Below are 24,414 nucleotides of genomic sequence, written 5' to 3'. Positions count from 1 at the left end.
ATGAACGGCACGAACAGCATTGATCCAAGAGTTCTGAAAGAGCTGCTGCAGCTTCAGGTGATGGGAAGAATTAATTTGTTATCCGGGGATACCGATACATCCAACACGGATGATTCCAGTGATTTCAGCACGCTGCTGAATACGTTAATGGGACAAGCTTCCGGTTCTGGTCTTGACGGTCAATCTAATCTCAATCCGATGACGGCGAATAACATACCTAGTTCCTTGGGCGCTTTGAATAAAGCCTATAGCCCTCTCCAAAGTTGGAGTCGCACGACGTCTACTTCACAGTTTGATGATTTAATTAAAGAGGCCAGCGCGAAATATGGCGTCGATGAATCACTCGTGAAAGCGGTCATTCAGCAGGAATCCGATTTCAATCATCAGGCGGTTTCCCCGGCTGGCGCTAAAGGTCTAATGCAGCTTATGGATGGCACCGGACGCGGCTATGGCGTGACGAATCCGTTTGATCCTAAGCAGAACGTGGATGCGGGCACGCATTTCTTGAGCAATTTGATCCAGAAGTACAATGGGAATGAAGGGGTTGCTCTTGCTGCGTACAATGCGGGTCCAGGCCGTGTGGATCGCTTAGGCATCAAGAATGACCAGGACCTATCAAATAAATTGCACCAATTACCGAAGGAAACGCAAGCTTATGTTTCTCAGGTATTAGGGCATAAGATGAAATTTTCACTGTAGGCGGCAATTTCAAGAAGCTGATTTTCGCATGAATCATGCGGAGATCGGCTTTTTGTGTTCATCGGCATGCTTGAGTTATGAGCGGTTTTAAGTTTTAATGATGGAAGGCATTATTTTAATTGCACATTTGTAGGGCATCGAAAAAGGGGAATCAGCAAGAACATGCTATATTTGGATAACGCGGCAACCACACCGCCATATAACGAAGTCGTCGATACGATCGCAGAAGTTATGAAAATGCACTATGGAAACCCATCATCCATTCATGGATTAGGAGTCCAAGCAGAGAAACTGCTGCAGAGCGCTAAAGAAGTGATAGCGGGAGCTTTAGGCGTGATGCCGGCTAGTATTATCTGCACATCCGGAGGAACGGAGAGTAACAATCTAGCAATCCGAGGTGCTGCCTATCAATATCAGAATCGAGGCAAGCATCTAATCACTACACAAATTGAGCATCCTTCTGTGAAGGAAGTTTTCCTTAGTTTAGAGCGAGAGGGATTTCGCGTCACCTGTTTGCCCGTTAATCAAAACGGTTGTCTGGAAGTAGAGACGCTTCGCGAAGCTCTCTGTGAAGATACCATATTGGTCAGCGTCATGTATGTCAATAACGAAGTCGGCACAATTCAGCCGATTCAGGCAATCGGGCAATTACTTACCAAGTACCCGAAAGTGACGTTTCATGTAGACGCCGTGCAAGGCATCGCAAAACTTCCCTTATCGATGAAGGAATGGGGCATTGATTTATGCAGCGTTTCTGCGCACAAGTTTCGCGGACCCAAAGGGGTGGGCTTTTTGTACCGCAGAGAGGGCGTACAACTGAAGCCGCAGCTCGTTGGCGGGGGCCAAGAAGACGGGCTTCGCTCAGGAACGGAGAACGTTCCGCTCATCGTTGGGATGGCCAAGGCGCTGCGCCTATCCATGCAAAACTTGCCAGCGAAGCTGGAGCATAAATACCGTCTAAGACGTCATCTTGCAGACGGTATTCTAACGATTCCGGAGCTGACCTTAATGGGCTCCGAGCGTCATGAGGAGATGGCTCCGCACATCGTTCATTTTGCTTTTACCGGAATGAAAGCGGAAGTTGTCGTTCATGCGTTAGAGCAAAGACAAATCTATATTTCAACGAAATCAGCTTGTGCTTCAGATGCCACTGATCCCAGTGAAGTTATGCTGGCGTTAGGTTGTACGCATGAGCAAGCGGTCAGCGGGCTAAGAGTGAGTTTTTCCGATGAGCATCAAATAGAGGATATTGACCAATTTTTGCTAGCACTTAGGGAAGTTGTGAACGAACTTTCTCCCATGTTAAGCAAATCAACAGCCAGAAAGGGGCAGCAAAAATGAAACCGGATTGTTTAATCTTGCGTTTTGGTGAATTAACACTGAAAGGCAGGAATCGTAAGCGTTTTGAGAACAGTGTCATCAAGCAAATTCGTAAAGTTTTAGGGGCATTTCCAGATTTGAGGTATATTCCGGAGTACGGGCGCGTATATGTGGAGCTAGGGGGAGCAGCGTATGAAGAAGCTTCGGAGGCCTTGCAGCGCGTATTTGGACTGGCATCGTTCAGCCCGGCCTACCATGCTCCTATGGAGCCAGAGGCCATTAAAGAAGTGGCGCTGCGCATGATGCAAAATTTGCCTAAACCTCCAAGTACCTTTAAGGTGAATGTTCGGAGGGTCAATAAAGCTTTTCCGTTAGACTCCCAGGAAATGAATTATCTCATCGGCGGCTACATTCTTGAAGCAATCCCTGGTTTGCAAGTGGACGTTCGTCAACCAGAAATCGAGCTTCGTGTGGAAATTCGTGAAGATCAAGTGCTTTTGTATGCAGAAGTGATTGAGGGAGCGGGAGGATTCCCGGCAGGCACGAGCGGCAATGCGCTGTTGATGCTTTCCGGAGGGATTGACAGTCCTGTAGCAGGATGGTTGGGGATGCGAAAAGGGCTGACTCTCGAAGCGATACACTTTCACAGTTATCCTTACACAAGTGAACGGGCAAAGGATAAAGTGATAGATCTGGCTCACCAGCTTTCGGGGTATACAGATTCTATCAGGCTGCACCTCGTGCCATTTACGGAAGTGCAGACGTCCATACATCGTGAATATAAGGATAACTTATTAGTCACGCTGATCCGAAGAGCTATGTATCGCATTGCGGAGCAAATTGCCGATCGTGAAGGTCTAAGCGCGCTGGTAACTGGAGAAAGCTTAGGACAGGTGGCCAGTCAAACGCTGCCAAGCTTGAATGTGATCGGACGCGTCGTCACCTTGCCGATTTTGCAGCCGCTGATGATGATGGACAAGCAAGAAATTATTCGAATTGCCGAAAGCATCGGTACATTCCCGATATCCATTTTACCTTATGAAGATTGCTGCTCCTTATTTCTTCCTCCTTCTCCGAGCACCAATCCGAATCTGCAAATGGTTGAGCGAATCGAGAACGGCATGAACTTTTTGCCGGAATTAATCCAGAAAGCCGTGGAACAAACCGAAACAATTGAAATCGTACATGGTCAAATGAAGAAGGTGCCCGATCAGCATTTCTTCTAAATGCTTCTACGGCGCCGAACGGTAGGTGACTTCATCACCACTCTTCACCAGCTCGCCATGTATCCCGGGAGGAAGATAAAGCATGATTGATGCGCTCATTTTGTTTTTACAAATTATGTTGATCAATATTGTGCTCAGCGGCGATAATGCGGTTGTTATTGCGTTGGCGAGCAAAAATCTTCCCGTCGAACAGCGTAAGCTGGCCGTGTGGTGGGGGGCTTTCGGAGCCATAGCGTTGCGGCTTGTGCTGACGTTAGTCGCTGTAAGCCTGCTCGATATTCCCTATATTCAAGCGGGTGGTTCGATCTTATTGTTCTGGATTGCCATCAAATTATTGACCGATGATGACAGTCATGCGAATGTGAAAGAGGCTTCAACGCTGGGCAAAGCGATCTGGACGATTATCGTCGCGGATTTCGTGATGAGTCTTGACAACGTGCTGGCGATTGCAGCCAAAGGCAACGGCAACAATACGGTCATCATACTGGGGATTGGACTTAGTATCCCAATCATTATTTGGGGAAGCACGCTTGTTATGAATTTGCTGCACAAATATCCGGTTCTTGTTCTTTTGGGGGCAGGCATTCTGGGGTATACAGCTGGTGAAATGTTCGTAAAAGACGAGAAAATGATCGATTGGTTCCTTCATGATTACGAATTTCTACATGTCTGGATTCCGATTGTAGCATCCGCGCTTGTTATCGTGATTGGGGTATCCGTGAAATGGTTGAGATTGCTGCAATTAAAAACAAGAAATGAATAGAGAAAAGGAAAACCGCCAAGCTGGTCTTATCCAGCGAAGCGGTTTTATTGTTGTTGGGAGAACCTCGGCGCAGCGGCTCAGTAGGTTACATTCCTTATCGCTGTGGAAGCTGTACGCTGCGCCAAACGTGCCAAAAGCTCCATCCGTATATAAGCAGAAACACAATGATGAGTACGCTTGAGAAGCGGTACATGAGCGCATAGCTGCCGCTTAAGTTGGCCAAGGCGCCAAGAACCATGGCACCAAGTCCTATGCCTAAATCGTTGGCGGAGAAGAAGGTTCCGCTGGCCGCGCCACGCCGATTAGGGGCTGCGCGAGCAATTGTCCATGCCTGCAAGGCAGGCTGGATGGAACCAAAGCCGATCCCATAGCATAGCGCCGCAATCGCCAAGCTGAATTCTGTGCGCGCGTATGAAAGCAGAAGCAGTCCGGTTATCGTGAAAAGTGCTCCAGGCAGCAGCACCCATTCCGGACCTTTTCGATCAAAAAGCACGCCTGTTATAGGCCGTACAATAAGCACCATAGAAGCATTGCACAGAAAAAACCAGCCTACATTTGAAATGCCGGCTTCGAGGCCGAACAAAGTAATGAAAGTCACGATCCCTCCATAACAAATGGCCGTACACAGCAGTAAAACCGAGGGGACCAAAGCCGTACGTTCCCATAAGCGATCAATAAGCTTAGGCTTTTGAACCGACTTTTCGATAGGCACAGGTTTGGCGTAGGAAATAAAAAGTGAACTAAATAAGGAGAGCACAGCCAGCAGGGTAGAAATCAAAAGAACGCGATGGAAACTGTACGTTTGCATGATCCATAATCCGGTAAGCGGAGCAAGCGCCATGGCAAAGGTATTGGATAATCCGTAATATCCCATACCTTCCCCGCGACGTTCAGGCGGAATGATATCAGCGATTACCGTTCCTAAGGACGTCGTAGATATGCCCCAACCAATCCCGTGAACGAACCGCGCGGCAAGGATGAGTGCAATGACAGCCATATACGAATAGCCGGCTATCGTAAGCGCACAGATCGTTAAGCCAACTAGCAACACGTGCTTTCTACCAAGGAGGTCAAGCGCTCTGCCGGCAAATGGACGAGTTAGAAGCGATGAAATTGTAAAAATTCCAATAACGAGTCCGACTTGAAAGTCATTCCCCCCTAACTGCGATATATGTGTAGGGATGGTTGGGATCAGCATTTGAAAACTGAAAAAAAGCAGTAAATTGGACAATGAAGTGACGAGAAAAGCTTTGGTCCAGAGCGGTTTTCGTTTTTTCTGTTCCTTTTCAGATAAAGATTTCATGTGGCCTCCCGTGTTGAACGTATGCCAACCTGCTAGATAGAGGGAAATCAGGCACCACGCCTTTCAGTATGCCCCAAGGAAGGTAAATGAACGCAAAAAAACGGCGTGCCCGCAAATAGGTTGCAGGCTAGCAATTTTGAGCAAGGTACGATAAACTACTTGTTGAATGGTGTCGAAAGAAAGTGACATCGAATTGACAAGTGAAATAGGAGGGAATTGTAATGGCTAGAAATAGCTACTCCATCGGTATCCTGTTAATTGGCCTGGCCGTATTATTGCTTCTTGGGAAATTAGGCGTTATTCACTTTATTTTTTCCTTCTTCTGGCCTCTTGTTTTACTTGCACCTGGATTGCTTTTTCACATTTTGTTCTTTAACCGCACTTGGCCGGCAGGCGTACTCGTCCCTGGAGGTATTTTGACGACGTATGGCTTGATGTTCTTTTTCTGCAATATATTTGGTTGGGGTTCAATGAGCTATCTCTGGCCTGGATTCATACTCGGTGTAGCCATCGGATTATATGAGTTGCATCTGTTCGATCGCGGAAGTGACCGTGGGGTGTGGATAGGCGCACTAGTGCTTGGTATCGTTTCTGCCGTACTTTTCGGAATTACGCTGCTTGTTAAATTAGGGATATATGTAATCGCTTTGATCCTTGTTGCAGCTGGGCTTCTTATGATTTTCCGGAGGAAAAATGTGTGGTAAACCGTATGTGTTTTATGTAAAAGTTTTATATTGCTCGTCAATTATCTTGCATAATGTCGAGAAACTGCGTATAATAAACATAAATGTCAAGCGTCGGCGCTTTTGTCCGACGCTTGTTTTATGAACAGAGACGAAAATTATAGGGTAGAGAGGGTTTGACATTCATGCAAGCAAGAGAAAAGATCCGCAATATTGCAATTATCGCTCACGTTGACCACGGCAAAACAACACTCGTTGATAAATTACTTCAACAATCCGGTACATTCCGTGACAATGAAGCTGTCCAAGAAAGAGCGATGGACTCAAACGATCTCGAAAGAGAACGCGGTATTACCATTCTTGCAAAAAATACAGCGATTAATTATAAAGATTTCCTTATTAATATCGTAGATACACCTGGACACGCCGACTTTGGCGGTGAAGTAGAACGTATCATGAAGATGGTTGACGGCGTTTTGCTCGTTGTTGATGCCTTCGAAGGTACAATGCCGCAAACTAAGTTCGTTCTTCGTAAAGCCCTTGAAAGCAACCTGAAGCCAGTTGTTGTTGTTAACAAGATTGACCGTCCGAACGCTCGTCCAGCTGAAGTTGTGGACGAAGTTCTTGACTTGTTCATTGAGCTTGGTGCTACGGATGAGCAGCTTGATTTCCACGTGGTTTATGCTTCCGCATTGCAAGGTACTTCCAGTCTTGACCCTGATAAACAAGATCAGAACATGGAAGCTATCTATGAAACGATCGTTACACACATTCCTTCTCCAACTGAAGATGTGGATCAACCGCTGCAATTCCTCGTTACACTGATGGATTACAACGAATACCTTGGTCGTATCGGCGTAGGCCGTGTGAACCGCGGTAAAATTCGTCAAGGCCAAACTGTTGCAGTAATGACTCGTGAAGGCGGACAAAAGCAAGCGAGAATCGAGAAGCTATTCGGCTTCAATGGTTTGAAGCGTATTGAGATTGAAGAAGCGGCTGCAGGGGACATCATTGCCATTGCTGGTATCAAAGATATCAACATTGGTGAAACGGTAGCAGATCCAGCGAACCCTGAAGCTTTGCCGGTATTGAAAATCGATGAGCCTACATTACAAATGACATTTGTCGTGAATAACTCACCTTTCGCAGGTCGTGAAGGTAAATGGGTTACTTCCCGTAAAATTCGTGAGCGTCTGTACAAAGAGCTTGAAACAGATGTAAGTTTACGCGTTGAAGATACAGACAGCCCAGATGCTTTCATCGTATCAGGCCGCGGTGAGCTTCACTTGGGTATTTTGATCGAAAACATGCGTCGTGAAGGTTTTGAATTGCAAGTTTCCAAACCGGAAGTTATCATCCGTCAAGTTGAAGGTCAAAAAATGGAGCCGATCGAGCGTTTGATCATCGACGTTCCAGAAGACAGCATGGGTTCCGTTATGGAGAGCTTAGGTTCACGTAAAGCGGAAATGGTTAACATGATCAACAACGGCAGCGGCAACGTACGCCTTGAGTTCCTGATTCCAGCGCGTGGTTTGATCGGTTACAGAACGAACTTCCTAACATTGACTCGTGGTTATGGAATTATGAACCACGCTTTCGACAGCTATGGTCCATACCAAGGAGCTAACGTTGGCGGACGTCATGAAGGCGTACTTGTATCCAGTGAAACAGGCGTTTCCACGCTGTACGGTATTCTTTCCGTAGAAGATCGCGGTATCCTGTTCGTTCACCCGCAAACGGAAGTTTACGAAGGCATGATCGTTGGTGAGCACACACGCGACAACGACATCATCGTGAACATTTGTAAAGAAAAAGCGGTAAACAACATCCGTTCCGCAAACAAAGAAGAAACGGTGAAAATGAAAACTCCTCGCGTATACTCTTTGGAGCAAGCTCTTGAGTATTTGAACGATGATGAGTACTGCGAAATTACGCCAAAATCCGTTCGTATCCGTAAAAAGATCTTGAACAAAAGCGAACGTGAACGTGCTGAGAAACAACGTAAAGTGGCTGAAGCTAACGTCTAGTTCACAAAGTGTTCTTAATAGGGGAAATGTCAGCCTTCCGGCGGCATTTCCCTTTATTTATTTGCGCAATTGAGCGATAATACAATAAGTTGACTTTACTTTTTAAGCGAAATGGAGTGTATGGTATTGACAGCGTTGAATGAATGGTTTGGAAATCACATTTACATCACTTATTTGTTAATCTTCATATTTATGTCCTACGTATATAACAAAGTTTTTCGGACTCGCAAATTACCGGTTCTTAAGACAGCCGTTGTTTACTTGCTCATGGCGATTGGGTCCATCATGTTACTTGGTTTTCAGTTGGTAGGACTACCAATTGTACTTTGCTTGACTGTCGCGATTTCTCTCATGTTTCTAGTTCGGGTACGTTATTTTATCGAAAAAAGAAGCGGGAGCAGCAGCCCGGAATGACCAGATACTGGCTAACTCCAATTGTGAATGATTCGCCCTTAGTTCTTGGGGCAGACCGTATCCATTGTACGCCGCTGAAAGAGTTGGAGTCGCTCCGAGAATTGGCAAATGGGAAGCATCCCAGATTGCTTGCGATGTTTAAGTCCAGTCTGCTCTTAAGTGACGACGAGGAGCTATGCGGCTCAGAACTTGTAGAGCTGGATCTCGAGCAGTTTGAGGCGATCAGCTTTGATGGTAAGCCCTTTCATCTCTCGCATTGTGCTGAAGCCTTTCTTGACCGTTTGCTTACGCGTAAAGAGGCTCTGGAGCTTGTCTCTTGCTTGAAGTGTGATGTAGATTCTGAACATAGCAATTGGATCAATCAATGGCTTCGTTGGTTGGAGTCGGGTTATGATGTCATTTTACTCAGAGAGGATGGGCATTAAGATGAATCTCCAAGATACTTTTTTCAATTGGCTGCAGATGCAGATCGTCAGTGAAGCCAGACCAAACGACGAGGCTGCCAAAGAAACATTGGATTTTTTCGCAATGATACTTCATGAAGATCATGGAGTCAGCCAAATTGAACTCGTTGATGTAACGGATCCAATGAAAATTCACATTTCCTATGAACGTGAAGGAGTCAAGAGCAGACAGAGCTTTGATCGCGAATCCGCTGAGAAGCTATTGGATGATATTAATGCCAATCCTATTTACAATAATCAATAGACAGGAATTTTGGCGACATAACTTTTTTAATCCAACGTACAATAAGGTATATCTGGGTTAAAAAGGAGTGTTCGCATGACCTGAAAATAGATACATAATGGTGGAACGCTTGCCACCAGCTATGCTATACTGTTAGTGTAAGTAGCGTTTTCAACCACCTAGTAGGAGGCGCAAGCGATATGGCTGAACACATCACAGCTTTACCGGAGCAATTAATTGATCGCGCCCCAATGATGACAACAGTTGAATATGAGAAAACTTTTGCGTGCCGAGTATCTGTCAAGCCACCCGGCCAAGTTTTTGATGCGATAAAAAAAGCCTAGATCTGCTGTGTGCAGTCAGGCTTTTTGTTATCTTTCCGCGAATTATGGATTTGGATTCCCGGCCTGGTTCGCGTCATTAGGTCCTGTATTGTCTTGGGGATTGCGTATATCACGCGGCAGTTGCGGCATAGCCCGGCCCATGATATCCGCCATTTGCTCAGCGAACCCGGTAATCGGCCTTCCTGCTCTTACGTTATCCCGAATGTTGCGCAGCCGTTGATCTAGATCAAGATCTGCTGTTACGATGGCATTCACACCATAGGGATCTTTTTTGAGAGCTTCCGCTACCGAATATTTGACGGTGCCCACTCTCGAGCGATCCATATCTTTTCTGAGGTTGATGCCAACGACAGCGGTATTGCCGAATACAACACAATGCGCACTTTCAACTTGCGGGATACTGGTGGCTAGGCTTTCCAATCGTTCCGCAACAGCTTTAGAATCTTTGATCTCCAGCTTTTGTGGAGCAATTTGTTGTACCTTTACCTGTCTTTGATTTGTATCTTGAGAGGGGGCACCGCTTTTCGGCGCTTGACTACAGCCAACCGCGAGGGTCAGTACCAACGATAATACGCACAATAGTCTCACTTGAATCGATCCTTTCCTTGAATCTCGCGTTTAGTTTGTCCTGCACAGCTAGGTTGTATGTATGAAATATAACCAATGATCTGACGCCAAATCTGGGAGGGGACACACCAATGAAAAAAATTTACGTGTTAGATACCAATGTACTGCTTCAGGACCCTAATGCATTATTCGCGTTCGAAGATAATGAAGTAGTCATACCCGCCGTGGTGTTGGAGGAAATCGATTCTAAGAAACGAAATGCGGATGAAATAGGCCGAAATGCGAGACATGTCTCCCGATTACTCGATGGGTTAAGGACTAAAGGTACCTTATCTGACGGCATTAGCCTTGAACGAGGCGGAAGCATTAAAGTGGAGCTTAACCATCGAAGTTTTGCGAAATTGCAGGATACTTTCTCCGAATTAACGAATGATAACCGCATACTTGCCGTGGCGCTCAACTATCATCTGGAAGAGCAGGCGAATGATATTCCGAGACCCGTTATCATCGTTAGTAAAGATACGCTGGTACGGATCAAAGCTGATGTGCTGGGCATTCCTGCACAAGACTATTTAACCGATCGCATCGTAGCTCAAACAGATATGTACACCGGCTGCATCACCTTATATGTTCATCCGTCTGTGATTGACGAATTTTACTCATATCGCTTCTTAACCGTGACATCATTGAATTTGGGTTATATGCTTCACCCGCATGAATTTGTTATCTTACGGGATGAGCTGGGTTCATCGAAATCCGCTCTGCTGAAAGTAACGACAGATGCCAAAAAACTTGAGCCGCTCTTTATGAGTAACGATCCCATCTGGGGAATTGCCGCGCGAAATGCGCAGCAGCGCATGGCTCTTGAGCTTTTGCTCAATGACGATATCCCGCTCGTCACCCTGACTGGGAAAGCGGGAACTGGTAAGACGCTATTAACGCTTGCTGCGGGTCTCATGAAAATTGAAGATGACCGCAAATACAAAAAGCTGCTTATTGCTCGACCAGTTGTTCCTATGGGCAAGGATATTGGTTATCTGCCTGGTGAAAAAGAAGAGAAGCTGCGCCCATGGATGCAGCCGATCTATGATAATCTGGAGTATTTGTTTGATACGAAGAAACCCGGAGATATTGAGAAGGTACTGGCTGGTCTCGGCAGCATTCAAGTCGAAGCGCTCACTTACATTCGTGGGCGTTCCATCCCAGGACAGTTCATCATTATCGATGAGGCGCAAAACTTATCCAAGCATGAGATCAAAACAATCGTATCTCGTGTGGGTGAGGGCAGTAAAATCGTTCTGTTAGGCGATCCGGATCAAATTGACCATCCTTATTTGGATGCTTCGAGCAACGGATTAACCTATGTGGTTGAACGATTCAAGCAAGAGGGCATCAGTGGTCATATTACGCTGGAGCGAGGCGAACGTTCGCATCTAGCGCAATTAGCAGCTGATTTACTCTAACACGAATAAACCCCTCCTCCCAGGTAATCTGGGAAAGAGGGGTTTATTTGTGTGTTAAGCGAGCATTTCGATGCGGCATCGATAAGCTTTGGCGATACCTTGCATCAGCTCTTCGAGCTGTCGATCGACAACGTAAATATCACGCCCATGATCCTTGTAAAGGGCAAGGAGATGTTCTTCGATTTGCAGCGAGGCTTGATCGACATCCGCTTCCTTGCTGTCTTCCGTGAATCGGAAGGAGACAACCAGCTTCTCGTATAAGTAGTTGTTCTCACCTTCGCTAGTAAATCCATAATCGCTGAAGAGATCCGTTAATTCAGCATCTGATGGCAGCAAAAGCAATTTCATTTGATCCGTATTAACGCCCAGTCCTGCCATCACCTCGATAACGGCGAATTTCTCGGCCTCCGAGCTGACAATGATCATTTCGTTGTCTTGATCGAAGATATTTGCTTTGCCTGCCAGAGCTTTTTCAATTTGCGTATAGAAATCGACCAGCTTGCCATCAGGTACATCCATTAAAAGTCCAATTTTTGCTTCCATGCTACGTCCTCACTTTATTTAATTATCCATAGCTAGTTTACAGGGATAATTTGAGTTTCACAACTGCGGTGCCGTTTTTCGTTTCTACACTGACGACATCCAGGTAACTGACGATTTTTTTCGGGATGAAGCCAAGTTGGAATTCCTTCGAAAAATCTTCAATTGTCGTATCAGGCAGCTGAAAGCCATTGAATTCAAGCTTATCCACGACAAACCGTACTTCATTCATGTCGGGATTTTCCTTTAACAAGAATCGGCCTTCGATGGTCATCTGAATTTGATCCTTTTGGCCTTTGGCAATAATGGAACCGTCGGTAAATTGAAAATTCAAATTTTGCAGCGACTCATTTTTGCCGTGCAAATAGGCGTTGAAATCCGTATCGCTGATCGTAATGACTGGATTTTTGATGGAAGATAAGTCCATAAATTTACTTTCTTTCGTTACATATTGCGGAAGTTCCCGAAACGCCGCGGACAGATTTTTCAAATACTCGCGGAACAAAGGGATGCCTTCTGATTTCCACTGATCGTTTAAACTCTTTATTTGTTCCTGGATGACCCCGGCTTGAGCGCTGACAGCGAGCTGTTTGTCCAATTCATCTTGGAGTTTCACGAGCCTTTCCCGCTGTTCAAGATAGGTATCTTTCGTCTTTTGCAGGTCGGCACGGGATGTTTCCAGATCTTTTTGTAAGCTTTTCAATTTATTGAACGAATCTGTAAAAGCGGCTAATGCACGGTGATCATTGGATATGATCATTTGTAAATACTCGAACATCCGCAAGGCATCGGCGAAAGAATGAACGGAAAACAGCAGCATCCAGATCGAGTCTCGATCTCCAGTGTAATAAGCCCTCATCACATTGCCCGCGTGTTTGCGTGTGCTGTCAACATGACTGTTTTGCTTCGTGATATCTTGTTCATTTTGCTTGATTTGCAGGACGATTTTGGCGTCTTGTTCATTAAGCCGGCTTACTTCTTTATCGATTTCAAAAATGGTAAGTCCTTTCTGGACGAGTTCCTTGGCTTCGTCGACTGCTGGCTTATTCTCTTCAGCTAATGCAGGATGGAGCGGAAGCGTAAGCTGCATCATCAGCAGGATGGACATCATGATTGATAGGCATTTATATCTCATTGAACGCATTCTCCCCCTATGAACAGATTATCATATTTCTATTAATTGAAGCACAAAAAAATACTTACCTCGGAGGACGAAGTAAGTATTTCCTATAGGTTTCTTATTTCTTGACAGGTGCTATTAGCTTCAGAATTTCATCAAAACTTTTGACATTCTTAGGTACTTCCTTCGTTAAAGCAGTTGCTTGGTTGATCGCGTCGTACGTTTGGTGAATGACGATGTGGTTCTCTTGGGGCTTGCCATCCACGGTCATTTGAAACACAACATCGATGGATTGATCCCGGATAAAACCGCTGTCGTCAATTGAGACGACCATTTTGCTTGGAGCTTTCAGCTGGATGGCACCAGACTGTGATTTCTTTAGCTGTTCCGCTTTGTCGGCCGGTATAAAGCCGTTATTTTGAAGTGTCCCGATAAACTCAGGCAGCTTAGTTTGAAAAACGGTATTAATGTCCTTTTCATTTTTGCTTGTGAGCTCAACACTGATGGACTTGGCCGATGATCCGTCCTTTAACTTGACAGGCTCCTTGGCTTCTTTGTACCATTTTGGATCAATGCCGCTAAATACTAGATTGCCTAATGAAGTGGAGAGCTGAGAAGTATTTTTCAACGTATCCAACGTTAAAGGACTCTTACTGGTTTGGCTCATTTGCTGCAGATCAATTGCATAATACTCGTCTGCCGTCTTATTTAATGCTGGCATATTAAAATACATTTTGCTATCTTTAATGAGAATTGGTATCTCGAAAGGTGACGTAGAGCCCTTAGGGGTAATTTTCAAATCCGTTTGGAATTGGAGCGGTTCTATATTGCTGATTCCTTTCCAATCTATCGTGCTGTCTTTGACTAGAGATAAAAGGCTATTCGTCAAAGGGTTGGATGTTTTCAACAAAGCATCACTGATGGCGAGTGTTGTGCTTCCTTCAAAGGTGTAAGACTTCATTTCCTTTTGTTTATTGAGAGATTGTTCCAAAGCTTCTTTTACTTTTGTGTTGTCTGTACAAGCTGTCAACGATAGCAAGCTGATGGCTGTTACCGCTGTAAGGGTTATCCACTTCTTTGACATGCGTATTTTGTCTCTCCTTCCATGATCCTTATTCATTATAATGGTTTCCTGCTGCTTTGTCTTTAAGTAAAGAAATGGAGGTGGCTTCAATTGGAGCTTAAGCTCGGACATCCGGAATTGGTCTCAATGATCATTCACGCCATACATTCCTCTGAAAACCAGGCGATTTCGTTCCGGAACTATATGGAGCTATGTCTCTATAGCGAACCTAACGGGTATTATCGAAATGAGAGCCTCAAAATCGGGAAAGAAGGCGATTTTTATACCAGTTCTTCCATCGGATCTGTGATGGGCGAAATGATAGCCTCTTTTATTGGAGATGAGCTTCAAAGACGGGAACTTCTCGGTTCGGAACCGCTGCATCTCGTTGAGTGGGGCGGGGGAAACGGTCGCATGGCCCTGCATCTCTTGGATGAATTAAAAAGAAGTGCGCCGTCAGTTTACGAACGCGTAACCTATACAATCATTGAAACTAGCGCTTTTCACCGTGGACTTCAGCGTACCGCTCTGAATATGCACGAGCAGCTTCTTCGGTTTACAAGTGAGCAGGAATGGTTGGACGAGGAACCTCAAGCGAATATGTTTATTTTGGCAAATGAACTGTTGGATGCTTTTCCGGTCCATCGAATCCGATATGTAGACGGAACTTATCAAGAATCTTATGTCACGTGGCAGGAGCGAGATCGGACTTTTAGTGAAATTTGGCTGTCTATTAAGTCCAAGCCTCTATTAGACACCATAGATCGCCTAAAGGTTCATTGGTTAGATGGCCAAATCGGTGAGCTTAATCTTAAAAGCGAAGCTTGGATATCACGAATTTCCAAACGGATGATTAGCGGCAGCTGTCTTATTATTGATTATGGCGACACCGAAGAAGAGTTGTTCGCGGCTCACAGACACTTGGGCACATTGATGTGTTACCGGAAGCATCAAGCGCACGAGAATCCGTGGATCTATCAAGGCGAACAGGATCTAACTTCCCATGTAAACTTTAGTGCAGTGGAAGAGGCTGCTCGACAGAACGGTTTTACCAATTGCCGACTTCTGACGCAGAGAGATTTTCTAGTGGAACGTGGTATTTTGGAAAAATTGCAAAATCATTACGATCCCAATCCCTTTAGTGAAGTTTCTAAGCGCAACAGGTCTATAAGGCAATTGCTGCTTAGTGATCAAATGAGCGAACTGTTCAAGGTGCTAATTGCCGCGAAATGAAAAAAGGTGAACCGATGGACAACCATCGGCTCACCTTTTTGTTTGTTGTTGTCCTTGTACTAGATGGACATTTTGAAAAATGACCAGTACGTAAACCCACTGAAGGAAATAATCATATATCCCCAGAACAACAATATGTAAGTTCGTTCTGACAAGCGCATATAGCCTAGAATGACGAATACAGCTGTTTGGAAAAAGAAAATCAGAGACATAGGTATCATATCGCCTGCTAAACTCATCAATGCGATAACAAGTGTCCAAAAACCTAGAACCCGAAACATGCGATCCATTCTCGTTACATCCCCCTCTCGTACCACGTTGCACTTTAACTACAACACATTATACCTTTTGAACTGAACAGTGTAAACCGTCAAACGGTGACGAAATTGCAAACATTTCATCATATAGATGTAGTATGTCTTTTTATCCGAATCCCATGTATGAGTGTCAAAAAATTTGGCAATACCATTTAGTATCAAATAGATTCTATGAACTCTAGTACGGGCATAGAAATAGTAATAATGGCACGAATCAATTTATACACGGGTACTCACGAATTGATTCTTCTTTATTCATACTGAAAGATGGCCCGCTGAATCATGGGTTCACTTCTTTCAGTTCGTTGCATCTGTACATTATGTTAGGAGGTTTAACCTTATGTCGGCTATAAGACAAGATGCTTGGAGCGATGAAGACGATTTGATTTTAGCGGAAGTGACTTTGCGTCACATTAGAGAGGGAAGTACGCAATTATCTGCGTTTGAAGAAGTTGGGGAGCGAATTGGACGTACGGCGGCAGCATGCGGATTTCGATGGAACAGCTTTGTAAGAAAAAAATACGAGGCGGCCATCCAAATTGCGAAAGCTCAACGCCAAAAAAGGACGCAGCTTAAGAAACATGCGGCTGTATCCATTTCGGGATCATCTTCCATTGGATTACTGGATGCTCCGGAACTGTCAACGGGCAAAACGGAAGCTTTTACAGAAGAAACGTTATCTATTGATGCCGTGATCAGGTTCTTGAGACAATGGAGAAATACGTATCAAGATATGAATCGTCATATTAAAAACTTGGAAAAAGAACTGCAGGACAAAGAAGATGAACTAGATAGACTGGGCAGAGAAAATAATAAGCTCAATAAACAAGTGAACGAAGTTGAAACAGATTATCGGGTTGTCAACGATGATTACAAGGCGCTGATTCAAATTATGGACCGTGCGCGGAAGATGGCCTTTTTGGTGGAGGAAGAGGAAGAAGAGAAGCCGCGTTTCAAAATGGATGCGAACGGCAATTTAGAGAGAGTAGAGTAAACCATTCTGCTGCTCCAGTCGAGAGAAAAGCTTCAGATCAAGGTGAATCCTTGGACTGAGGCTTTTTTGTTGTATAATGATGACGATTGCTATGAGTGGAGGAACTAGAATGCGAATTATGATAATTGGAGCAGGTTCGTTAGGTCTTTTATTTGCTGCCAAGCTGTCCGCTCTGTGTGAGCATTTGACCGTAATTGCACGAACGAAAGAACAAGCTGATCAGCTTGTTCAAGAAGGCATAAAGCTAGGCGGAACGACCGAGCCCCATAGGACAACTCGCGGCGGTTTCATAGAATTTAGTCATTACCAAGAAGACAAGGAGTCTGTGGCTACTGCTACCGCTCCTGTGCACCCATATGATTATATATTTCTCATGGTCAAGCAACCTGCAATTACGAAAGAACTCGTACAATATATAGATTCTCGGCGCTCAGAGATTACGTATCTAGTTAGTTTCCAGAACGGAATCGGACATGAGGCTGATTTGAGTGAAAATGACAGAGGAAATAAGCTGCTGCTTGCTGTGACGACAGAGGGAGCTAGGCGAGAAAGTCCAACTGAAGTCTCTCACACAGGTCATGGCGTAACCTACATAGGTGCGTCTAATTGCACGGATCCTGATCATAAAAAATCTACGCACTTTTTGTTAGTGAACTTGCTGGAAGAGGCAGGATTTCGGGCAGAGATGTCGAAGAACATGGAAGTAAGAATTTGGAGTAAATTGATTATTAATGCCGTGATTAATCCGCTTACAGCTATTTTGCATGTAAAAAATGGGGAGTTATTGGAGTCAACTTGGACAAAGGAATTGATGTTTGACCTTTACCGAGAGGCTTGTTTCCTGGCTGAGGCCAAAGATATCAAGCTGCCTGATGCGTTATGGCAAACCATTATAACTGTTTGTGAGGCTACAAGTAGGAACCATTCATCTATGCTACAGGACATCGAGCAGTCCAGGCCCACAGAAATAGACCGAATAAACGGAAGTTTATTGCAGATGGCTGATGAACTGAACCTCGAACTTCCTACACATCGTACGGTGTACCGATTAGTGAAAGCACTAGAATAAAATAGGTGGTTGAAGATGATGGATGTATTGATGAGTTGGATTTCCACACTTTATGCAGTCCTGGCTGTTGCACCGTTTATTACTTTTGTTTTATTATGGTTTCTAGTGTTTTACTTCCTTCGTGATAAGAAGATGACGACTAGACTGACCATGGATGTCACGACCTTTTTTCTCCTTGGCTCGGTTTCGTTAATGTGGAATCGATTATTTCATACAAATTTTGGGTTCTGGATGATCGCCCTTGTTCTGCTGATTGCTTTTGGCATTATTGGCGGTTATCAAACGCATTTGAAAGGGAAAACAGACTTGCTTAAAGTAAGCAGAGTGGTTTGGAGGCTTAGCTTTTTAGGGCTTTCGATGCTTTACATTTTGCTTTTTTTCGTCCATATTGGCAAAAATTACATTTTTTCGACATGAAACAAAGTCTCTTTTGTTGAAATTGCACGAAAAAAGAGACTTTTCTGCTTTTCTTTGTAATATTTATTTGAGATTTGTAGAAAATAACAATGAAAATCGTGTAGATTTTATTGACCGATGGTTGTATAATTAGAAACCGGAAGACACTAAATTTTTCAATGTTTCTAACATTTATTCTTACTTAGGTAAATTAAGTCTGGACAAAGCGTGGTTATATGTTATAATTCCTTGCGTAGAGTCTAGTAAATTTTTTTACCAGAGATTCATGTAATATATTATGACATGTCTGAAGCGGTTTCACTTGTTTTTGGGTCTGAGGTGTGAGGTTGATGTTAATAAAACTATCAAACGCACCTAACCATAGATATTCTAGACATACATAATTTTAGAGGAGGCGTTTTATGAAAGCGACAAAGTGGGTTACAACAGCAGTAGCATTAACACTTATGGGCAGCGTAGCGATTGGTTGCGCGAAGAATGAGGGAACTCCTTCCGCGTCCCCGTCCGGAGATACGAAAGGTACTGCAGCACCAGCTTCCAACAAACCGCAAGAAATTAAAATTAACTTTAGTGCAGAGCCTCCAATCATGGATAGCTCCAAAGCAACGGCAAATGCTGCTTTTACATTTATCAGCGCATTTAACGAAGGTCTTTATCGTACGGACAAAGACGGTAAAGCTGTTGCTGGACTTGCTAAAGATATGCCGAAAATCTCTGCTGACGGTTTGACGTACACAATCGACATTCGTGACAATGCAAACTGGTCGGATGGTCAACCGGTTAAAGCACAAGATTTCGTTTATTCCTTCAAACGTACATTAGATCCTGCTACAAAAGGGCAATATAGTTTCGTAGTAGCTTGGATTAAAGGTGGAGAAGCTGTTACTAAAGCTAAAACACCTGAAGAAGTTAAAAAAGCTCAAGATGCTCTTGGTGTAAAAGCGATCAGCGACAAACAACTAGAAATCACGCTTGAGAAACCAGTTACTTTCTTTACACAAATGCTTGCGTTCGGAACTTTCTTGCCACAACGTGAAGATTTCGTAACAAAAGCTGGCGATAAATACGGCGCGGAAGCTGATAAAGTTATCGGTGCAGGTCCGTTCATCCTTAGCAAATGGGATCACGGCCAAACGCTTGAACTTGTTAAAAATGAGAAGTACTGGGATGCTGCTAACGTAAAAATTACTAAAGCAACAGTTAACATTGTGAAAGATCCGAATACAGGTCTTAACCTGTATGAAACTGATGCTGCTGATTTGACTGAAATTAACCGTGATCAATTGAAACTTTACGCTGGCAAACCGGACAACCTGCCTAAACCAGAGTTGACTAACACATACTTGATGTACCAAACGAAAAAAGTTCCAGCCTTGGCTAACAAGAAAATTCGTCAAGCATTAGGTATGGCAATTGATCGTCAAGCTTTTGTTGACACTGTTCTTGCGAATGGTTCCGTTCAATCCACAGGTCTAGTACCAGGTGGTACTTCCGACGGTGCAGGCGGCGATTTCCGTAAATCTGCTGGCGAAACACAACCAAAATTCGATGCTGCCAAAGCAAAAGCATTGCTTGCTGAAGGTTTGAAAGAAGCTGGCTTGACAGCTCTTCCAAAAATGAAAGTGAATGCAGATGATACTGAAACTGCTAAAAAATCACTTGAGTTCATCCTTGCACAATGGAAACAAAACCTTGGATACGAAGCAGAAGCGAACCCGGTTCCACACGCACTCCGTATCGAATTGTCGTCCAAACATGACTTCGATATCGCTCTTTCCCTATGGGGCGCAGATTACAACGATCCAATGACATTCTTGGATATGTGGGTAACTGGTGGAGAGTTTGACGAAGGTGATTACAGCAACCCTGAGTATGACAAACTAATTAAAGCAGCTCAAACGGAAATTGACCCTTCCAAACGCGCGAAAAATTTGGTTGATGCTGAGAAAATCCTGATGGATGATCAAGGTGTATCTCCAATTTACTTCCGTACTCGTGCTTACTTGAAAAAGCCAAATATCGATGGTTTGATCCTTCCTTCCTTCGGTCAAGAGTGGGAATTGAAATGGGCTTCTGTTAAGTAATTTTTGAACTATAAGGTTTTGAATCAAAGGAAGGGGCCGTTCGCACCTCGTGGGAGCGGCCTCTTCTAAATTTCTTAGCTGTAAATTATTAAAGGAGGAGCAATATGGTCAAGTTTATTCTTCGCCGTCTCATATATGCGCTTATCACGTTATGGCTGATCTCATCATTTACTTTCGTATTGATGAAAAACTTACCAGGTAATCCACTAGGAGAAGGCGCCGAAAAGATTCCTAAAGCTACAAGAGATATGCTGCTTAAGCAATACGGACTAGATAAGCCGTTATGGGAACAGTATTTGACTTTCTTGAACAATATCATCCATGGCGATCTAGGAGCTTCCTTTCAATTCCCTGCACACAAAGTTACAGATATTATCAAACAAGCGTTCCCGTCTTCATTGGAGCTTGGTTTGATCTCAATCGCTATTGCGATTATTGCTGGTCTTACTTTGGGGATTATTGCGGCGCTTAAGCATAACAAAGCAGGCGATTACACTGCTATGTTTATCGCGATTTTGGGTGTTTCGATCCCATCATTTGTACTAGGTCCTTTGCTTTCGTATTATATTGGTGTTAAATGGGGAATTCTTCCAGCTGGTTTGTGGAAAGGACCAAGCTATCGTGTTTTGCCAGCGATTGCGCTCTCTTTCGGAACCATTGCCATTTTGGCTCGCTTGATGCGTACATCCATGCTAGACGTTCTTAACCAAGATTACATTAAAACGGCTAAATCCAAAGGTTTATCCAATATGACGGTTGTTGTGAAGCATACAATTCGAAATGCGATATTGCCAGTTATCACAATTATCGGCCCAATATTTGTAAACGTTATTACAGGTACTCTTGTCGTTGAACAAATTTTCTCAGTGCCAGGTTTGGGTAAACATTTCGTTTCATCGGTTTACTCCAACGATTACACCATGATTTCTGGATTGACGATTTTCTATTCAGCCATTCTCATTTTGGTTATTTTTATCACAGACATTGTGTATGGTTTTGTAGACCCTAGAATTCGTCTTGGGAAAGGCGGGAAATAATTCATGCAAACTCCGAATAACGCAACAGAGAATAGCTACAAGTTTGCTCCCGTTGCAAAAGAAACATTAACTGGCGAAAGAATCGTAAGACCTTCGCTTAATTATTGGCAGGACGCTTGGAGACGACTTAAGAAAAATAGACTGGCTATGGCTGGCTTAATTATATTGGTTGCTTTAATCGTATTAGCGATTATTGTTCCTTTTGTTTCAAGCTACGATTATCAGACGCAGGATCTTAAAATTAAAAATATTACTCCTAACGCCCAACATTGGTTCGGAACAGATGACTTCGGTCGTGATCTCTGGACACGTGTATGGTGGGGAACTCGTATCTCGTTATTCATCGGGATTGTTGCTGCATTAATTGACTTGGTTATTGGTGTTATTTATGGTGGTATTTCTGCTTATTACGGCGGAAAAGTGGATGAAGTGATGCAGCGTGCGATTGAAATCGTTTATGCGATTCCTTTCTTGTTGATCGCCATCCTGCTCATCATGGTTATTGGATCAGGTGTTTCTTCTATTATTTTGGCAATGGCAATAACGGGTTGGGTTCCTATGGCTCGTTTGGTACGTGGTCAAATGTTGACGCTCAAAGAACAAGAATTCGTACTTGCTTCTCGCACACTTGGCGCATCGCCAATGAGAATCATTTTGCGCAGCTTAATTCCGAATGCGCTTGGGATCATCATCGTACAAATTACATTCGTTGTTCCATCAGCGATTTTTACTGAAGCATTCTTAAGCTTTATCGGTCTTGGCGTAAAGCCGCCGCTGGCATCGCTGGGTAACTTGTTGTCTGACGGCGCCAACTATATTCGGTTATATCCGCATCGCCTCATTTTCCCGACAATCATTTTCAGCTTAATTTTGTTAAGCTTCAATTTGCTCGGCGATGGGCTTCGTGATGCGCTGGATCCAAAAATGCGCAAGTAAGAAGGGGTGAATAATGATGAGCACCAAAGACAATTTGCTTGAAGTGAAAGATTTGCGAGTTTCTTTCCGTACGTATGCGGGGGAAGTTCAAGCTGTTCGCGGCGTATCTTTTTCTTTGAAAAAAGGTGAAGTGTTGGCGATTGTAGGTGAATCCGGTTGCGGTAAATCCGTTACGGCACAAACGCTCATGCGTTTAATTCCTACTCCGCCTAGTTATATAAAAAGCGGCTCTATCATGTTTGACGGAAAAACGGATATTACCAAACTTTCCAACAAACAAATGGAAAAAATTCGCGGATCCGAAATCGGTATGATTTTCCAGGATCCGATGACCTCCCTGAATCCGACGATGAAAATCGGCGATCAAATTACAGAAGGTCTTATCAAGCATGAAGGATTAAGCAAGAAGGCGGCAACCGAAAAAGCGATTGAAATTCTAAAGCTTGTCGGAATCAACTCGCCGGAAGGCCGTATCCATCAATATCCGCATGAGCTTTCTGGTGGTATGCGTCAACGTGTTATGATCGCGATTGCGCTAGCTTGTTCCCCTAAGCTTCTAATTGCGGATGAGCCAACAACGGCTCTGGATGTTACGATTCAAGCTCAAATCATCGATTTGATGAAAACCATTTCCGTGAAGACGGACTCATCTATTATTTTAATTACGCATGACCTTGGTGTTGTAGCTGATATGGCGCAGCGCGTTGTGGTTATGTATGCAGGTAAAATTATCGAGCAAGGAACTGTAGACGAGATTTTCTACAATCCGCAGCATCCGTATACATGGGGTTTGCTTCGTTCTGTACCGCGCTTGGATACAAATGCGAACGAAGAACTTGTACCGATTCCTGGTACACCACCAGATTTATTTGCACCTCCAAAAGGTTGTGCATTTGCAGCTAGATGTCCATATGCAATGAATCATTGCTTGGAAGTAGATCCGGAACACACTACGCTATCCGAGACGCATAGTTCTGCTTGCTGGCTGTTGCATCCTGATGCGCCGAAAGTTGAACGTCCTGTTGGAGTGGGAGGTCATCAACATGTCTAATGCCAATAAACCAATTCTGCAAATTCGCAATATGAAGAAGCATTTTAATCTTGGCAACGGGAAAGTGTTGAAAGCCGTTGACAATTTTTCCATCGAAATCAACCGCGGTGAAACCTTCGGTCTCGTAGGGGAATCCGGATGTGGTAAATCCACGGCTGGTAGAACGATTATTAAGCTTTATGATGCGACAGAAGGCGAAGTTATTTTCGACGGCGAAGATGTTCATAAGCTGAAAGGCAAAAAGCTGAAAGAATTTAACCGGAATATGCAAATGGTATTCCAAGATCCTTACGCATCCTTGAATCCACGTATGACGGTTGGGAATATCATTGCAGAAGGTATTGATATTCATGGATTGTACAGCGGAGCGAAACGCAAAGAACGCGTTATGGAGCTGCTTCGCGCAGTTGGTCTGAATGATGAGCATGCGAACCGTTTCCCGCATGAGTTCTCCGGTGGTCAACGTCAACGTATCGGGATTGCCCGCGCGCTTGCGATCGAGCCGAAATTCATTATTGCCGATGAGCCGATCTCAGCATTGGACGTTTCCGTACAAGCTCAAGTTGTCAACTTGTTTAAGAGATTACAGAAGGAAATGGGCCTGACTTACTTGTTTATCGCGCATGATTTGGCGATGGTGAAGCACATTTCTGACCGTATCGGTGTTATGTATCTTGGCAACTTGGTTGAAGTTACAACATCCGATGATCTTTACGCGAAACCGTTGCACCCGTATACGCAATCGCTGCTATCAGCGATTCCGATTCCAGATCCGGAAATCGAACGTACACGCGAACGTATCATTCTTCAAGGCGACGTACCAAGCCCGCTCAACCCGCCTAGCGGTTGTCCGTTCCGTACGCGCTGTCCGCAAGCGATGCCGCAATGCGCGGAATCCATGCCGCCAAGCAAAGAAGTGGAACCAAATCATTTCGTAGCTTGTCATTTGTACTAAGCACTCATTTGCCGTCCCGAAAGGGGCGGCTTTTTGGCATTGATGCATTCAATTGTAATGATTTGAAATACAGTTTTGACGATTGAATCTCTACCGTGTACA

Annotated in this window: 26 protein-coding genes; 20 read left to right on the top strand and 6 right to left on the bottom strand. The window is 44.2% G+C overall.

Annotation, left to right across the window (positions count from 1 at the left end):
* The 4 genes from GON05_RS39775 to GON05_RS21385 all read left to right on the top strand — a co-directional run bounded on the left by GON05_RS39775 (position 1) and on the right by GON05_RS21385 (position 4,008).
* Positions 1-699, top strand: a complete 699-nt coding sequence (locus tag GON05_RS39775) for a lytic transglycosylase domain-containing protein (RefSeq protein WP_157321634.1) — start codon at positions 1-3, stop codon at positions 697-699.
* 162 nt (positions 700-861) lie between these two features.
* The gene (locus GON05_RS21395) at positions 862-2,040 is read left to right on the top strand and encodes a cysteine desulfurase family protein (RefSeq protein WP_157321632.1); all 1,179 of its coding nucleotides are present in this window, start codon (positions 862-864) and stop codon (positions 2,038-2,040) included.
* Positions 2,037-3,245 carry a tRNA uracil 4-sulfurtransferase ThiI gene (thiI, locus tag GON05_RS21390; RefSeq protein WP_157321630.1) on the top strand — a complete coding sequence of 403 codons (1,209 nt, stop codon included), beginning with the start codon at positions 2,037-2,039 and terminating at the stop codon, positions 3,243-3,245. Before GON05_RS21395 ends, thiI begins: the two co-directional genes overlap by 4 nt.
* 82 nt (positions 3,246-3,327) lie before the next feature.
* Positions 3,328-4,008 (top strand): TerC family protein, encoded by a 681-nt coding sequence (locus GON05_RS21385; protein WP_127451904.1) that lies wholly within the window; start codon positions 3,328-3,330, stop codon positions 4,006-4,008.
* A 94-nt stretch (positions 4,009-4,102) separates the two neighbouring features.
* On the opposite strand, the gene GON05_RS21380 is transcribed toward GON05_RS21385, so the two are convergent.
* Complete coding sequence (locus GON05_RS21380) at positions 4,103-5,311, bottom strand: MFS transporter (protein WP_157321628.1); 1,209 nt, start codon at positions 5,309-5,311, stop codon at positions 4,103-4,105.
* Between the two features lie 221 nt (positions 5,312-5,532).
* Between GON05_RS21380 and GON05_RS21375 the strand changes: the two genes are divergently transcribed.
* The 6 genes from GON05_RS21375 (at position 5,533) to GON05_RS21350 (ending at position 9,466) form a co-directional block, all read left to right on the top strand.
* Positions 5,533-6,015, top strand: coding sequence for a LiaI-LiaF-like domain-containing protein (locus GON05_RS21375; protein WP_157321627.1), 483 nt, complete (start codon positions 5,533-5,535; stop codon positions 6,013-6,015).
* A gap of 164 nt (positions 6,016-6,179) precedes the next feature.
* Positions 6,180-8,021 carry a translational GTPase TypA gene (gene typA, locus GON05_RS21370; RefSeq protein ID WP_157321625.1) on the top strand — a complete coding sequence of 614 codons (1,842 nt, stop codon included), beginning with the start codon at positions 6,180-6,182 and terminating at the stop codon, positions 8,019-8,021.
* Between the two features lie 135 nt (positions 8,022-8,156).
* On the top strand, positions 8,157-8,435 hold the full coding sequence (locus GON05_RS21365; protein ID WP_157322294.1) for a YlaH-like family protein: 279 nt from the start codon (positions 8,157-8,159) through the stop codon (positions 8,433-8,435).
* Positions 8,432-8,860, top strand: a complete 429-nt coding sequence (locus GON05_RS21360) for a hypothetical protein (RefSeq protein ID WP_157321624.1) — start codon at positions 8,432-8,434, stop codon at positions 8,858-8,860. Before GON05_RS21365 ends, GON05_RS21360 begins: the two co-directional genes overlap by 4 nt.
* A 1-nt stretch (position 8,861) precedes the next feature.
* On the top strand, positions 8,862-9,143 hold the full coding sequence (locus tag GON05_RS21355) for a hypothetical protein (RefSeq protein WP_157321622.1): 282 nt from the start codon (positions 8,862-8,864) through the stop codon (positions 9,141-9,143).
* A gap of 179 nt (positions 9,144-9,322) precedes the next feature.
* Positions 9,323-9,466 carry a hypothetical protein gene (locus GON05_RS21350; RefSeq protein ID WP_157321620.1) on the top strand — a complete coding sequence of 48 codons (144 nt, stop codon included), beginning with the start codon at positions 9,323-9,325 and terminating at the stop codon, positions 9,464-9,466.
* Between the two features lie 42 nt (positions 9,467-9,508).
* Here GON05_RS21350 and GON05_RS21345 read toward each other — a convergent pair whose 3' ends face one another.
* Positions 9,509-10,054: a YhcN/YlaJ family sporulation lipoprotein gene (locus tag GON05_RS21345; RefSeq protein ID WP_127451914.1), complete on the bottom strand. Its 546-nt coding sequence runs from the start codon at positions 10,052-10,054 to the stop codon at positions 9,509-9,511.
* Positions 10,055-10,164: 110 nt separating this feature from the next.
* Between GON05_RS21345 and GON05_RS21340 the strand changes: the two genes are divergently transcribed.
* Positions 10,165-11,496 carry a PhoH family protein gene (locus tag GON05_RS21340; protein WP_127451916.1) on the top strand — a complete coding sequence of 444 codons (1,332 nt, stop codon included), beginning with the start codon at positions 10,165-10,167 and terminating at the stop codon, positions 11,494-11,496.
* 54 nt (positions 11,497-11,550) lie between these two features.
* On the opposite strand, the gene GON05_RS21335 is transcribed toward GON05_RS21340, so the two are convergent.
* The 3 genes from GON05_RS21335 to GON05_RS21325 form a co-directional block, all read right to left on the bottom strand.
* On the bottom strand, positions 11,551-12,039 hold the full coding sequence (locus GON05_RS21335) for a hypothetical protein (protein WP_157321617.1): 489 nt from the start codon (positions 12,037-12,039) through the stop codon (positions 11,551-11,553).
* A 37-nt stretch (positions 12,040-12,076) separates the two neighbouring features.
* Positions 12,077-13,171, bottom strand: coding sequence for a coiled-coil domain-containing protein (locus tag GON05_RS21330; protein WP_181646164.1), 1,095 nt, complete (start codon positions 13,169-13,171; stop codon positions 12,077-12,079).
* Positions 13,172-13,274: 103 nt separating this feature from the next.
* The gene (locus tag GON05_RS21325) at positions 13,275-14,240 is read right to left on the bottom strand and encodes a hypothetical protein (protein WP_157321613.1); all 966 of its coding nucleotides are present in this window, start codon (positions 14,238-14,240) and stop codon (positions 13,275-13,277) included.
* 90 nt (positions 14,241-14,330) lie between these two features.
* On the opposite strand from GON05_RS21325, the gene GON05_RS21320 reads away from it, so the two are divergent.
* Positions 14,331-15,452, top strand: coding sequence for a class I SAM-dependent methyltransferase (locus tag GON05_RS21320; RefSeq protein WP_157321611.1), 1,122 nt, complete (start codon positions 14,331-14,333; stop codon positions 15,450-15,452).
* 59 nt (positions 15,453-15,511) lie between these two features.
* Here GON05_RS21320 and GON05_RS21315 read toward each other — a convergent pair whose 3' ends face one another.
* On the bottom strand, positions 15,512-15,742 hold the full coding sequence (locus GON05_RS21315; RefSeq protein WP_028558057.1) for a DUF2626 domain-containing protein: 231 nt from the start codon (positions 15,740-15,742) through the stop codon (positions 15,512-15,514).
* A gap of 367 nt (positions 15,743-16,109) precedes the next feature.
* Between GON05_RS21315 and GON05_RS21310 the strand changes: the two genes are divergently transcribed.
* From GON05_RS21310 to GON05_RS21275, 8 genes are all read left to right on the top strand, one after another.
* Positions 16,110-16,763, top strand: coding sequence for an RsfA family transcriptional regulator (locus tag GON05_RS21310; RefSeq protein ID WP_157321609.1), 654 nt, complete (start codon positions 16,110-16,112; stop codon positions 16,761-16,763).
* 109 nt (positions 16,764-16,872) lie between these two features.
* The gene (locus GON05_RS21305) at positions 16,873-17,832 is read left to right on the top strand and encodes a ketopantoate reductase family protein (RefSeq protein ID WP_157321607.1); all 960 of its coding nucleotides are present in this window, start codon (positions 16,873-16,875) and stop codon (positions 17,830-17,832) included.
* Between the two features lie 15 nt (positions 17,833-17,847).
* Complete coding sequence (locus GON05_RS21300) at positions 17,848-18,249, top strand: DUF3397 domain-containing protein (RefSeq protein ID WP_157321604.1); 402 nt, start codon at positions 17,848-17,850, stop codon at positions 18,247-18,249.
* A 401-nt stretch (positions 18,250-18,650) separates the two neighbouring features.
* Positions 18,651-20,333, top strand: a complete 1,683-nt coding sequence (locus GON05_RS21295) for a peptide ABC transporter substrate-binding protein (RefSeq protein ID WP_157321602.1) — start codon at positions 18,651-18,653, stop codon at positions 20,331-20,333.
* A 104-nt stretch (positions 20,334-20,437) separates the two neighbouring features.
* Positions 20,438-21,370, top strand: a complete 933-nt coding sequence (locus GON05_RS21290) for an ABC transporter permease (RefSeq protein ID WP_157321600.1) — start codon at positions 20,438-20,440, stop codon at positions 21,368-21,370.
* A gap of 3 nt (positions 21,371-21,373) precedes the next feature.
* Positions 21,374-22,306: an ABC transporter permease gene (locus tag GON05_RS21285; protein ID WP_157321598.1), complete on the top strand. Its 933-nt coding sequence runs from the start codon at positions 21,374-21,376 to the stop codon at positions 22,304-22,306.
* A gap of 16 nt (positions 22,307-22,322) precedes the next feature.
* Positions 22,323-23,357, top strand: a complete 1,035-nt coding sequence (locus GON05_RS21280; RefSeq protein ID WP_246239275.1) for an ABC transporter ATP-binding protein — start codon at positions 22,323-22,325, stop codon at positions 23,355-23,357.
* Entirely contained in the window at positions 23,350-24,312 is a 963-nt protein-coding gene (locus tag GON05_RS21275) for an ABC transporter ATP-binding protein (RefSeq protein ID WP_157321594.1), read from the top strand. The genes GON05_RS21280 and GON05_RS21275 overlap by 8 nt, the downstream gene beginning before the upstream one ends.
* The last annotated feature ends 102 nt before the right edge of the window (positions 24,313-24,414 follow it).

Origin of the sequence: Paenibacillus anseongensis, from assembly GCF_009757995.1 — a bacterium.
Lineage (GTDB): Bacteria > Bacillota > Bacilli > Paenibacillales > NBRC-103111 > Paenibacillus_E > Paenibacillus_E chondroitinus.
The sequence above is the reverse complement of the archived record's forward strand: the minus strand, read 5'-3'. Positions and strand labels throughout refer to the sequence as shown.

Bases quoted from the DNA above. Each gene is read 5' to 3' on its own strand.
- GON05_RS39775 (WP_157321634.1), top strand. From the start codon at position 1: ATGAACGGCACGAACAGCATTGATCCAAGAGTTCTGAAAGAGCTGCTG.
- GON05_RS21395 (WP_157321632.1), top strand. From the start codon at position 862: ATGCTATATTTGGATAACGCGGCAACCACACCGCCATATAACGAAGTC.
- thiI (WP_157321630.1), top strand. From the start codon at position 2,037: ATGAAACCGGATTGTTTAATCTTGCGTTTTGGTGAATTAACACTGAAA.
- GON05_RS21385 (WP_127451904.1), top strand. From the start codon at position 3,328: ATGATTGATGCGCTCATTTTGTTTTTACAAATTATGTTGATCAATATT.
- GON05_RS21380 (WP_157321628.1), bottom strand. From the start codon at position 5,311: ATGAAATCTTTATCTGAAAAGGAACAGAAAAAACGAAAACCGCTCTGG.
- GON05_RS21375 (WP_157321627.1), top strand. From the start codon at position 5,533: ATGGCTAGAAATAGCTACTCCATCGGTATCCTGTTAATTGGCCTGGCC.
- typA (WP_157321625.1), top strand. From the start codon at position 6,180: ATGCAAGCAAGAGAAAAGATCCGCAATATTGCAATTATCGCTCACGTT.
- GON05_RS21360 (WP_157321624.1), top strand. From the start codon at position 8,432: ATGACCAGATACTGGCTAACTCCAATTGTGAATGATTCGCCCTTAGTT.
- GON05_RS21355 (WP_157321622.1), top strand. From the start codon at position 8,862: ATGAATCTCCAAGATACTTTTTTCAATTGGCTGCAGATGCAGATCGTC.
- GON05_RS21350 (WP_157321620.1), top strand. From the start codon at position 9,323: ATGGCTGAACACATCACAGCTTTACCGGAGCAATTAATTGATCGCGCC.
- GON05_RS21340 (WP_127451916.1), top strand. From the start codon at position 10,165: ATGAAAAAAATTTACGTGTTAGATACCAATGTACTGCTTCAGGACCCT.
- GON05_RS21335 (WP_157321617.1), bottom strand. From the start codon at position 12,039: ATGGAAGCAAAAATTGGACTTTTAATGGATGTACCTGATGGCAAGCTG.
- GON05_RS21330 (WP_181646164.1), bottom strand. From the start codon at position 13,171: ATGAGATATAAATGCCTATCAATCATGATGTCCATCCTGCTGATGATG.
- GON05_RS21325 (WP_157321613.1), bottom strand. From the start codon at position 14,240: ATGTCAAAGAAGTGGATAACCCTTACAGCGGTAACAGCCATCAGCTTG.
- GON05_RS21315 (WP_028558057.1), bottom strand. From the start codon at position 15,742: ATGGATCGCATGTTTCGGGTTCTAGGTTTTTGGACACTTGTTATCGCA.
- GON05_RS21310 (WP_157321609.1), top strand. From the start codon at position 16,110: ATGTCGGCTATAAGACAAGATGCTTGGAGCGATGAAGACGATTTGATT.
- GON05_RS21305 (WP_157321607.1), top strand. From the start codon at position 16,873: ATGCGAATTATGATAATTGGAGCAGGTTCGTTAGGTCTTTTATTTGCT.
- GON05_RS21300 (WP_157321604.1), top strand. From the start codon at position 17,848: ATGATGGATGTATTGATGAGTTGGATTTCCACACTTTATGCAGTCCTG.
- GON05_RS21295 (WP_157321602.1), top strand. From the start codon at position 18,651: ATGAAAGCGACAAAGTGGGTTACAACAGCAGTAGCATTAACACTTATG.
- GON05_RS21290 (WP_157321600.1), top strand. From the start codon at position 20,438: ATGGTCAAGTTTATTCTTCGCCGTCTCATATATGCGCTTATCACGTTA.
- GON05_RS21285 (WP_157321598.1), top strand. From the start codon at position 21,374: ATGCAAACTCCGAATAACGCAACAGAGAATAGCTACAAGTTTGCTCCC.
- GON05_RS21280 (WP_246239275.1), top strand. From the start codon at position 22,323: ATGAGCACCAAAGACAATTTGCTTGAAGTGAAAGATTTGCGAGTTTCT.
- GON05_RS21275 (WP_157321594.1), top strand. From the start codon at position 23,350: ATGTCTAATGCCAATAAACCAATTCTGCAAATTCGCAATATGAAGAAG.